Here is a 10,667-nt window from a genome sequence, read left to right on the forward strand (position 1 = left end):
GGTGCAGTACAACCCGACCATTACCTTTGACGGCCAGTTAATCGTAAAAGACGGCAAGATGGTCTGCCTGGGTGAAGAATAGAAATAACAGGGGATAATATTTTGTTTCAGGGGCGCTTCCGGAAAGAGGCGCCCTTTTTGAAGCCGTTTAAACACCGGCGGACATAATCTCTGCAGCATTAATAACAGTTATAACAAAGGGGTTATAACTTATTTAGAAATCTGTATAACAGGTGAAAACCATTTTTCAGCTATGTAGAATAGAAAAAATAAACTGTATACGGTAGGTGGGACAGTTTCATATGAAAGGGACCGTAAGACAGAAAAAGAAAAGGAGAAGAGGAAAATGGGACAAGACAGAAAAGTCAGGATCGCACTCGGACAGATGAAGGTAGTTCAGGGCGATACCAAAGAAAATTTGCGCAAAATGATGGAGATGATTGACCAGGCGGCGGAACAGAATGTGGATATTATCTGCTTCCCGGAGCTGGCGTACACAGGCTATTTCCTTGAGTCGGAAGAGCTTCAGAAACTGGCTGAGCCGGTTGACGGACCTTTTGTCCAGACAATGAGAAAATGTGCGAAGTCAAAGGGGATGCACATCATTGCAGGCTATGCAGAATCAGTACATATTCCGGGAAAAATGTATAATTCCTGTATTTTCATCGATGATAACGGCAGCGTGATTGGAAACATGAGAAAAGTGAATGCCTGGGGTACGGAGAAGCTTAAATTCTGTGAGGGAGATTCCTTTCCGGTAATCAATACAAAATTCGGCAAGATAGGCATGTTAATCTGCTATGATGTGGAATTCCCGGAGCCGTCCAGGATTGAAGCGCTCAAAGGAGCGGAACTCGTATTCTGTTCGGCGGTATGGAGCATTCCGGCTGCACGCAGATGGGATGTGGATCTGGCCGGCAACGCCTTATTTAACCTGATGTTTATGGCAGGTTCAAATCCGGTGGAGGACAATTGCTGCGGAACATCAAAGATTGTGGGACCGGACGGCGAAGTGAGGGCGGAAGCTTCCAAGACAGAGGAGGAACTGCTCGTTTGTGACATTGACATGAATGAGGTGCTGAAGGTGAGAAGCCGTATTCCATATTTCAACGATTTCAAGGAAGATACCTTCTCGATGGACGCAGTTGAAAAATATTAGGAGCGGAGGAGTTTGTTATGGGGGAAAATGAAAAAAAAGAAGGGACGCAGCCCAAATATGAAGAGGGAGCGTTAAAAATCCATAAACTGACTCAGGCGGAGGTCGTTTTTTCGGTCGTAGGCTGCGGTATTGGTTCGGGATGCCTGGGGACGGCATATTCGGCCAGACTGGCCGGTCTTCCGGTACTGGTATTCTGGTTCATCGTTACCGGTATCCTGACTCTGTTTTCCATGATGTATGTGGCAGAGACTACGCTCAGGACGAGAACACTGGTGCAGCTTCCCGGACTGGCGGAGCGGTATCTGGGGCCAGCCGGCTCCATCCTGATATTTATTGCGGTAGTAATTAATTCCCTGAGCTGCATGATTGCCTATTTTTCAGGAAGCGGCAACATTTTAAATGAGCTTCTGGGCGTGCCGGACTGGGTTGGAACTTTGATTTTCCTTATTCCGGCTGCAGGCGTCGCCTGGTTCGGATTAAAGGCTATGGGTGTCGGCAATAAACTGATGAGCATCGGAATGATCGTTATGCTGGTGGTGCTGACTGCAGCCTCCATGATTGCGAAAAATGGAGATTTATCAAGAATTTTCCAAAGCAACTGGACGTATGCAATTCCGATTTTCAACGTTGCCGCATTCAGTTACATAGGGCAGTACCTGGTACCCGATTTGGCCAGGGGACTGTCACATGATCCGAAAAAGCTGGCTCCGGCCATCGCGCTCGGACAGTTGATCGTATGCGTTCTTTTAATTATTGTTCCGATGGGCGTTATGTACATCACACCGGCGGAGGATCTGACACAGGTTGCAACGATTGCATGGGGACGTTCCCTGGGATTATGGGCGCTTTATATCGCCAATATTTTCGCACTGATTGCAATGCTTACCTCCTACTGGGCGATTTCCCAGACTCTTCTTTCGAACATTGTAGATAAATTTAAATTCCATTCGGATGAAGATGTCAAAATCCGCCTTCCGATCACAATCGTGATTGTTGGCATTCCGCTGGCGCTGACACTCAGCGGAGCAGTCGGATTCGTTGATGCGATTTACTTTTCCGGCACATTTGCAGGGGCAATTATGGCAATCCTTCCGATTTTTATGCTGAAAGGGGCAAGAAAAAAAGGAGAGATCGAGCCGGATTGGAACTGCGGCTGGATGTATAACTCATTTATTCAGGGGATTATTATTCTTCTTTACAGCGGTACTATCGTATATGCAATTCTCGGAGCATTCAAGCTTCTTCCCGCTGGATGGTAAGGAATGTAAAAAAATGGAAAAGTTATTTGCCTGTGAAGAAAAATAGTGGTAAACTAAAAACAGGGGATAATGAAGATCCGGTAATAGAAAGTCTGCTTCCGGCGCGGCCGGAGGCGGCTTTCTGTTTTTGGTAATGGGTGGGTTCAGGATAATCAGGGGGAGAGTGTACTCGCTATGCTGTCCATCGTGAGATACATATAACGGACGGAGGGAATTTATTTGCTGAATGAGATGAGGTATGTGTATTCGGTATATCAGGAAAAAAGCTTTTCAAAAGCAGCGAAAAAACTTTTTATCAGCCAGCCTGCACTGAGCAACATGGTGCGCAAGGCGGAGAATGAGATAGGTGCGCCCATTTTTGACCGCAGCACGATACCGCTTACGGTCACGAAAGAGGGCGCATATTATATTAAATCGATTGAAGAAATTTTGTTTATCCAGCGGAACATGCAGGCATATTTCAAAGATTTGCGTGAACTGAACACAGGTTCCCTTTCTATAGGCGGAGCCTCGTTTTTCTGTTCCTTTGTCTTTCCGGATCTGATTGGCCGTTTCAGGGAGAAGTATCCCAATGTGACAATTGATCTGCTCGAGGGGAATGTCAAAGAACTGAAGGAGGGGCTGGAAGACGAAACACTGGATCTGGTCATTGAAACAGCGCTCTATGAAGATTCCACAGTAGAGCGGTTCTTTTATAAAAATGAAGAGATAATCCTGATGGTGCCCGCCTCTTATGCGATCAACAAGAGGCTCCAGCCATACCGGCTTTCCTATCAGGATGTCGTGTCGGACCGTTTCCAGGCAGACTCCTATGAGCCGGTACCGCTTGAACTGTTTAAGGATACGCCGTTTATTATCATGAAACCGGGTAATGATATGTATCAGAGGGGTTTCAACATGTGCCGAAATGCCGGATTTACGCCAAAGGTGGCAATTCAGATGGACCAGGTTCTCACGTCTATGAATATTGCTTCCAACGGTGTCGGAGCCGTATTTATCCGTTCCGATATTATCGGCTGCCTTCCGGAAAACAAGAAGCTGGTATATTATAAGATTGGCGATCCGCTGGCCAGCCGTAAGGTGGTGTTTGCCAGCAAAAAAGGAAAATATATCACAGCTGCCATGAGAGAATTCCTGCGGATGGCAGGTGCGAAGAGAGTGAACGGCGTTTGTCCGGGCAAAAGCCCTGCAAAGACGGGCGGCCCTTGTAAAAACAGCCAGAAAGGCGCGGAGGAATGGAACTGATTCCGGCAAAAACGATTATTACTAAGAATAGAGACACGTCCTGGTTTGGAAGTGATTATAATATGAATCTGTACCGTGGCTGCAGCCATGGCTGTATCTATTGCGACAGCAGAAGCAGCTGCTACCGTGTCGACGATTTTGAACAGATAAAGGCTAAAGAAAATGCGCTTCAGATTGTACGGGATGATTTACGCCGCAAGGTAAAAAAAGGAGTGGTAGGCACCGGAGCCATGAGTGACCCATATAATCCCCATGAAATTCATATGGAGCTTACGAGACACAGCCTGGAGCTTATCGCAGCCTTTGGTTTCGGCGTATCCATGCTGACCAAAAGCACGGGGATATTAAGAGATATACCAATATATCAGATAATAGCGGAACAGGCTCCTGTAAACTGTATGCTCACCATCACAACCTGTGAGGATTCCCTGTCAAAAAAGCTGGAACCGGGTGCGCCTCCATCCTCAGAGAGATTTGCCGCAGTCAGGAACCTCTCCGCGGCAGGGCTGTTTGCCGGAGTTGTAATGACGCCTGTGCTTCCGTTTCTGGAAGACACGAAGGAGAATGTTATGGGAATGGTGGAGCTTGCCAGGGAAGCGGGAGCCAGATTTATCTACCCCATGTTCGGCGTGACTTTAAGGGACCGGCAGAGAGAGTATTTTTACAGCCGGCTTGACCGGATTTTCCCGGATATGGGACTTCGAGAACGGTATGAAAAACAGTACGGTGAACGCTATGTATGCAGCAGTCCGAAAGCCGGGAGCCTGTACAGGCTTCTGGGGGAGGAATGCAGCAAAGCCGGTATTTTATACAAAATGCCGGATATAATTCATTCATATAAGAAAAACTATCAGTACGAGCAATTGACCTTGTTCTGAAGCGATTTAAAGAAGGAGATATAATAATGAAAGAAACAGTACTTCTTTACAATTTTAATGATAAGGACAGGCTGATGAAAATCAGGCAGGCGCTTCTGCCTTTAGGATTCCGGGTAAAGACGGTGGGCAGGGAAGACTACAGAAAGCCGCTTGGGACTCTCGCCGGGGTGAAGGGAATGGAGGAGCTTACCGAGGCTGACCATTCCGGAGACGGGCTGTGCAGTGATTTTGATGACGAGATGGCGGTGCTTGCAGGACTTACATCCTCCCAGGTCGATTCCTTTATCAGGACGCTGCGAAAAAAGGGTGTCGGACGTATTGATTATAAGGCGGTTCTGACATCTGTGAATAAAGATTGGGATTCGGTACATCTGTACCATGAGATAAAAAAGGAACATGAAGCAATGACGGCAGCAGACAGGGAGAACGTCTCAGATTGAGCGCGCGGCCTGGAAATGGAGGAAAGTTATGCTGGAAAAGGTGGATTTGCAGAAAACGGTTGACAAGGAGACTTACAGACAGGTCAGCGAAGAGCTGGGAGAGCGCCTGGGGCTTTTGCAGAGACGCTGCAAGGCCGAAAAGATCCCGGTAATAATCGTCTTTGAAGGGCTGGGAGCAGCCGGAAAGGGTGTGCAGATCAACCGCCTGATCCAGCCGCTGGATCCCAGAGGTTTTGACGTATATGCCAGCAGGAGGCCGGGCGAGGAAGAGCGGATGCGTCCTTTCCTGTGGCGCTATTGGACGAAAACGCCGGAGGACGGCCGTATAGCTATATTTGACAGGAGCTGGTATGATAAAGTGACGGTCGACCGTTTTGATAAAATTACGAAACGCGGGGAACTGTCAGGCGCTTTTGCCGATATCACTTCGTTTGAAAAACAATTGGCGGAGGACGGCTGTGTGATAATCAAGCTGTTTCTCTATATTTCCCAGAAGGAACAGAAAAAACGCTTTGAAAAGCTGACGGAGAACAAGGAGACGAAGTGGCGTGTTTCCGACGGGGACTGGAAGCGGAACAAAGAGTATGAGAAATACCTGATGATGAATGAGGAGATGCTTGAGCATACCGATACGGGATATGCGCCCTGGACAATAATTGAGGCCACCGACAAGAATTATGCGGCTATGAAAATCCTGGCGACCGTGGCCGACCGTATGGAATATGAAGTGCATAAACGGGAAGAGGAAAAGAAGGAGGCAGGAAATGCTCCCTCTGCCGCCATGCCTCAGGATCGGTTTAAGAACGGGGTGCTGTCCGGAGTCGATCTGTCCCTGTCCATCGACAAGGAGGAGTATAAGCAGCAGGTGGATAAGCTGCAGAAAAAACTGGAGTATCTCCACAGTGAAATCTACCGGCTGAGGATACCGGTAGTGATTGGTTTTGAGGGATGGGACGCAGCCGGAAAAGGCGGAGCCATCAAGCGGCTGACCAGCCATCTGGATCCGAGAGGTTACAAGGTAAATCCCACGGCTGCGCCGAATGATATTGAAAAGGTACACCACTATCTGTGGCGTTTCTGGAACAACATGCCGAAGGCCGGCCATATTGCCATCTTTGACAGGACCTGGTACGGACGCGTCATGGTGGAGCGGATTGAAGGCTTCTGCAAAGAGGAGGACTGGCGCAGGGCATACCAGGAGATTAATGAGATGGAGTCTCATATGGCGAACTTCGGGGCTGTGGTTCTGAAATTCTGGCTCCATATCGATAAGGATGAACAGGAGCGGCGCTTTAACGAAAGAATGAACGATCCGGCCAAGCAGTGGAAAATTACCGATGAGGACTGGAGGAACAGGGAGAAATGGGATGCCTATGAGGCGGCCGTCAACGAGATGCTGGTGCGGACCTCCACCACCTACGCGCCGTGGACGATTGTGGAGGGGAATTCCAAGTATTATGCCCGGGTGAAAGTTCTCAGAACCGTAGTGGAAGCGCTGGAGGAAAAAATAAAAGAGGTTGAAAAAGAAAGCAATTCATAGTATCCTACTATTGTTATTCACTTGATGAAGGAGCGGGCAGTCTGCCCGGATTGAATTACCGGTATGGATAAAATTATTATAATCGGCGGCGGGGCGGCAGGAATTGCAGCGGCTATCGCCGCCGCTGAATGCGGAAAAAAAGCAGTTATATATGAAAAGAATGAAAAACTGGGGAAGAAGCTTTACATCACCGGAAAAGGCCGCTGTAATGTGACGAACAACTGCGATATGGATCAGCTGTTTGCCGGTGTTGTCACAAACAAGCGCTTTTTATACAGCGCGTTCTACGGCTTTACGAATACGGATATTATGGAGCTTCTGGAGGATGCGGGCTGCCGTCTGAAGACGGAACGCGGAGGCCGCGTTTTCCCCGTATCCGATAAATCCTCGGATGTCATAAGCGCCCTTTCGAAAAGATTGCGGGCCCTGGATGTGGATATCCGCCTGAATGAAGGCGTAAAGGAGCTATGGCTGGAGGAGGGCGCCTTAAAAGGCGTGATTCTGGAGCGGGGGTCCAAAAAGGAAGCGGCCTCGGCCGTTATCGTTGCGACGGGAGGCCTCTCTTATCCGACCACCGGTTCAACCGGAGACGGGTACCGCTTTGCAAAAGAGGCGGGCCACAGCGTGACCGGGACAAGCCCGGCCCTGGTTCCTTTTACCACGGAAGAGACAGTGGTTAAGGACTTGCAGGGGCTTTCGCTCAGGAATGTGGAGGTCGTCATAAGGGATGGAAAAAAGGAATTGTACCGGGATTTCGGGGAGATGCTGTTCACCCATTTCGGCGTTTCGGGTCCTGTGCTTCTCAGCGCCAGCAGCTATATTGCGAAGCGGCTTAAAAAAGGAAACGTCACACTTTCTATCGATCTGAAGCCGGCGCTTTCGGCAGAACAGCTGGATGCCAGGATTCTCCGGGACTTTGACGAGGCGAAGAACAGGCAGTATAAGAATGCGCTGAACCATCTGCTTCCCTCGAAGCTGATTCCGGTAATGATAGAAAGAAGCGGTATTTCGCCGGAGAAACAGGTTAATGAGATAACCAGAGAAGAGCGCAAGAGGCTCGCGGAAGCGGTGAAAAGCTTTACCCTGACGATAAACGGTCTCCGCGGCTTCAACGAGGCTATCATTACCCAGGGCGGGATTACGGTTAAAGAGGTAAATCCATCCACGATGGAGTCGAAGCTTCTTAAAAAACTGTATTTTGCAGGGGAGGTTCTGGATCTGGATGCCGTGACGGGCGGCTTCAATCTGCAGATTGCATGGTCGACCGGAGTTCTGGCGGGAAGAAGCGCGGCTGGGGAGGATTAAAGGTTGCTGTTACCGTTCACAGAACTGCGTTTTTGGCAGGCTGAGAACCGTAACGAACGATAATCTGCACGCTCCGCGCACAGGTCACCGCCATCAATAAAGGCTGCAGTGTGGACAGCAGCGACTAAAGTACAGGGAGGAAGACGGATTATGCCGTTTAATATCGCAATTGACGGGCCTGCCGGCGCGGGCAAAAGCACGGTTGCAAAGCAGCTTGCAAAAAATCTCGGTTATATTTATGTGGATACAGGAGCAATGTACAGGGCCATGGCCTTATATTTTCTCAGAAAAGGAATTGATAAAGACGATGCAGGGGCGATTGAAGCAGCCTGTGAAGGTGTGGAGATTTCCCTCGAATATAAGGACGGCGCCCAGCAGATCATCTTAAACGGTGAAAATGTTACAAGCCTCATAAGAACCGAGGAGGTGGGCAACATGGCATCGTCCACGTCGGTTTATGCGCCTGTCAGGAGGAAACTGGTGGAGCTCCAGAGGAAGCTTGCGCAGAGAAAAGATGTGGTGATGGACGGCAGGGATATTGGAACCTGCGTGCTTCCCGACGCCAATTTAAAGGTTTACCTGACGGCAGGCAGCCGTGTCAGGGCCATCCGCCGCTACAAAGAACTGCAGGAAAAAAATGTGGATTGCAGTCTGGAAGAGATAGAGAAGGACATTATTGAGAGGGATTACCGCGACATGCACCGGGAAATTGCGCCGCTTGCACAGGCTGAAGATGCGGTGCTTCTGGATTCCTCCGAGATGACGCTTGAGGAAGTGCTTTGCGAGATGGAAAGCCTGGTGGAGGATGCGGGCAGCAAGGGCTGCTGCGGGTGTTAATATGGATGTGACAGTTGCAAAGACCGCCGGTTTTTGTTTCGGCGTCAAACGGGCGGTGGAAAAGGTTTACGAGCAGATAGAAAAAGGAAAAACGCCGATTTACACCTTCGGGCCGATTATCCATAATGAAGAGGTGGTCCGTGATCTGGAGGAACGGGGCGTCAAAGTTCTCGAGACGGCGGAAGAACTGAGGCAGCTTACAGACGGTGTCGTAGTGATACGTTCCCATGGCGTGGGAAAAGATATTTATGATATTCTTGAGAGGAACGGAATTGAAATTATCGACGCCACCTGTCCCTTTGTAAAAAAAATTCACCGGATAGTTAGCGAACAGAATGAAAACGGCCGGCGCGTCATTATAGTCGGAAACGGAAAACATCCGGAGGTTGAGGGAATAAAGGGCTGGGGAAATGACGATACTTTAGTTATTGAAACGGCTGAAGAATTTGAAAAATTACAGATTTCAGACGGTGAAAAGCTGTGTATTGTTGCCCAGACGACATTTAACTACAATAAATTTCAAGATTTAGTTGAAAAAATTTCTAAAACGCGTTATGATATACTTGTTTTAAATACGATTTGCAATGCAACACAGGAAAGACAAGTGGAAGCAAGGCAGATAGCTTCACAGGTTGATGTTATGATTGTCATCGGAGGAAGGAACAGTTCTAACACTCAGAAGTTGTATGAGATTTGCCGAAGGGAATGTAAGGAGACTTACTATATCCAGACACTGAAAGATTTCAAACCTGAAAAGGCAGGTTCTGTGCGCAGCGTAGGTATTACAGCAGGGGCATCAACCCCGAATCAAATTATCGAGGAGGTTCATACTAATGTCAGAATTAAGTTTTGAACAAATGTTTGAAGAATCATCAATTAAGCGATTACGTGCAGGAGAGGCAGTTACCGGTCAGGTCATCGGCGTAAAAGAAGATGAAATTATTCTCAGTATCGCTGGAAGTAAGTCCGAAGGTATCATTACGAGAAGCGAATTCACGAATGAACCAAATGTGGATTTAACAACAAAGGTTTCCGTTGGAGACGAATTAGAAGTAAAGGTTCTTAAAGTAAATGACGGCGAAGGCATGGCATCCTTATCTTATAAGAGACTGGCTGCCGATAAGGGATTAAAACGCCTGAAAGAAGCATTTGAGAACAAGGAAGTATTGACAGAGAAAGTTACACAGGTAATGGAGAAAGGCCTCGTTGTTGAGGTTGAGGGAACAAGAGTATTTATCCCGGCCAGCATGGTTTCCGATACCTATGATAAAGACTTATCCAAATATGCAGGCCAGGAGATCGAATTCGTGGTAACAGAATTCAATCCGAACGGCAGAAGAAGCAGAATCATCGGCGACAGAAAACAGCTTCTGGTTGCTAAGAAAGCTGCTATGCAGAAGGAATTATTTGAGAAGATTGCTGTTGGACAGACAGTTGAGGGTGTTGTTAAGAATGTAACCGATTTTGGTGCATTTATCGACCTCGGCGGCGCCGACGGTTTACTCCATATTTCCGAGATGTCCTGGGGCAGAGTTGAGAATCCGAAGAAGGTTTTCAAGGTTGGCGATAAAGTAACCGCTCTGATCAAAGACATCAACGGCGAGAAGGTTGCATTAAGCCTGAAGTTCCCGGAGACAAATCCGTGGGCTAACGCTGCCGAGAAGTACGCTGTAGGCAATATTGTTGAAGGTAAAGTGGCACGTATGACTGATTTCGGTGCATTTGTTGAGCTGGAGCCAGGCGTAGATGCTCTGCTTCACGTATCCCAGATTTCCAGAGAGCATGTTGAGAAGCCATCCGACGTATTATCTGCAGGCCAGATCATTACAGCCAGAGTCGTGGACTTCAACGAAGCTGACAGAAAGATCAGTCTCAGCACAAAGGCTCTTGAAGCTCCGGCTGAGGCTCCTGTTGATGAAGACATCGCTGATGTTGATATCGAAGCAGTGGCAGCTCAGGAAGATGCTGAATAATCATGACCACCCGTCAAACGGGTGGTTTGCT

10 protein-coding genes are annotated in these 10,667 nt (G+C 48.3%); all 10 read left to right on the plus strand.

Annotated elements, in window-relative coordinates:
- Positions 1-346: 346 nt before the first annotated feature.
- The 10 genes from CLOSYM_RS12085 (at position 347) to rpsA (ending at position 10,636) form a co-directional block, all read left to right on the plus strand.
- Positions 347-1,159: a nitrilase-related carbon-nitrogen hydrolase gene (locus CLOSYM_RS12085; RefSeq protein WP_003506783.1), complete on the plus strand. Its 813-nt coding sequence runs from the start codon at positions 347-349 to the stop codon at positions 1,157-1,159.
- Between the two features lie 17 nt (positions 1,160-1,176).
- Complete coding sequence (locus CLOSYM_RS12090) at positions 1,177-2,418, plus strand: aromatic amino acid transport family protein (protein WP_004462301.1); 1,242 nt, start codon at positions 1,177-1,179, stop codon at positions 2,416-2,418.
- A gap of 219 nt (positions 2,419-2,637) precedes the next feature.
- Entirely contained in the window at positions 2,638-3,663 is a 1,026-nt protein-coding gene (locus CLOSYM_RS12095; RefSeq protein WP_004462303.1) for a LysR family transcriptional regulator, read from the plus strand.
- A complete protein-coding gene (locus tag CLOSYM_RS12100) occupies positions 3,654-4,541 on the plus strand; it encodes an SPL family radical SAM protein (protein ID WP_003506789.1) in 888 nt (295 codons plus the stop codon). The genes CLOSYM_RS12095 and CLOSYM_RS12100 overlap by 10 nt, the downstream gene beginning before the upstream one ends.
- Before the next feature lie 26 nt (positions 4,542-4,567).
- Positions 4,568-4,981 carry a DUF3783 domain-containing protein gene (locus tag CLOSYM_RS12105; RefSeq protein WP_021642323.1) on the plus strand — a complete coding sequence of 138 codons (414 nt, stop codon included), beginning with the start codon at positions 4,568-4,570 and terminating at the stop codon, positions 4,979-4,981.
- Between the two features lie 28 nt (positions 4,982-5,009).
- Positions 5,010-6,521: a polyphosphate:AMP phosphotransferase gene (pap, locus tag CLOSYM_RS12110; RefSeq protein ID WP_003506793.1), complete on the plus strand. Its 1,512-nt coding sequence runs from the start codon at positions 5,010-5,012 to the stop codon at positions 6,519-6,521.
- A 63-nt stretch (positions 6,522-6,584) separates the two neighbouring features.
- On the plus strand, positions 6,585-7,826 hold the full coding sequence (locus CLOSYM_RS12115; protein WP_021642324.1) for a BaiN/RdsA family NAD(P)/FAD-dependent oxidoreductase: 1,242 nt from the start codon (positions 6,585-6,587) through the stop codon (positions 7,824-7,826).
- Between the two features lie 150 nt (positions 7,827-7,976).
- Positions 7,977-8,663 carry a (d)CMP kinase gene (gene cmk, locus CLOSYM_RS12120; protein WP_009296275.1) on the plus strand — a complete coding sequence of 229 codons (687 nt, stop codon included), beginning with the start codon at positions 7,977-7,979 and terminating at the stop codon, positions 8,661-8,663.
- A gap of 1 nt (position 8,664) precedes the next feature.
- Positions 8,665-9,516: a 4-hydroxy-3-methylbut-2-enyl diphosphate reductase gene (ispH, locus tag CLOSYM_RS12125; RefSeq protein ID WP_044902393.1), complete on the plus strand. Its 852-nt coding sequence runs from the start codon at positions 8,665-8,667 to the stop codon at positions 9,514-9,516.
- Positions 9,497-10,636, plus strand: coding sequence for a 30S ribosomal protein S1 (gene rpsA / locus CLOSYM_RS12130; RefSeq protein WP_003506800.1), 1,140 nt, complete (start codon positions 9,497-9,499; stop codon positions 10,634-10,636). The genes ispH and rpsA overlap by 20 nt, the downstream gene beginning before the upstream one ends.
- The last annotated feature ends 31 nt before the right edge of the window (positions 10,637-10,667 follow it).

Source organism: [Clostridium] symbiosum ATCC 14940 (assembly GCF_000466485.1).
GTDB classification, from domain to species: Bacteria; Bacillota; Clostridia; order Lachnospirales; family Lachnospiraceae; genus Otoolea; species Otoolea symbiosa.

What these genes read in the sequence shown, in the direction of transcription:
- CLOSYM_RS12085 (WP_003506783.1), top strand. Translation starts at nt 347, where the DNA reads ATGGGACAAGACAGAAAAGTCAGGATCGCACTCGGACAGATGAAGGTA.
- CLOSYM_RS12090 (WP_004462301.1), top strand. Translation starts at nt 1,177, where the DNA reads ATGGGGGAAAATGAAAAAAAAGAAGGGACGCAGCCCAAATATGAAGAG.
- CLOSYM_RS12100 (WP_003506789.1), top strand. Translation starts at nt 3,654, where the DNA reads ATGGAACTGATTCCGGCAAAAACGATTATTACTAAGAATAGAGACACG.
- CLOSYM_RS12105 (WP_021642323.1), top strand. Translation starts at nt 4,568, where the DNA reads ATGAAAGAAACAGTACTTCTTTACAATTTTAATGATAAGGACAGGCTG.
- pap (WP_003506793.1), top strand. Translation starts at nt 5,010, where the DNA reads ATGCTGGAAAAGGTGGATTTGCAGAAAACGGTTGACAAGGAGACTTAC.
- CLOSYM_RS12115 (WP_021642324.1), top strand. Translation starts at nt 6,585, where the DNA reads ATGGATAAAATTATTATAATCGGCGGCGGGGCGGCAGGAATTGCAGCG.
- cmk (WP_009296275.1), top strand. Translation starts at nt 7,977, where the DNA reads ATGCCGTTTAATATCGCAATTGACGGGCCTGCCGGCGCGGGCAAAAGC.
- ispH (WP_044902393.1), top strand. Translation starts at nt 8,665, where the DNA reads ATGGATGTGACAGTTGCAAAGACCGCCGGTTTTTGTTTCGGCGTCAAA.
- rpsA (WP_003506800.1), top strand. Translation starts at nt 9,497, where the DNA reads ATGTCAGAATTAAGTTTTGAACAAATGTTTGAAGAATCATCAATTAAG.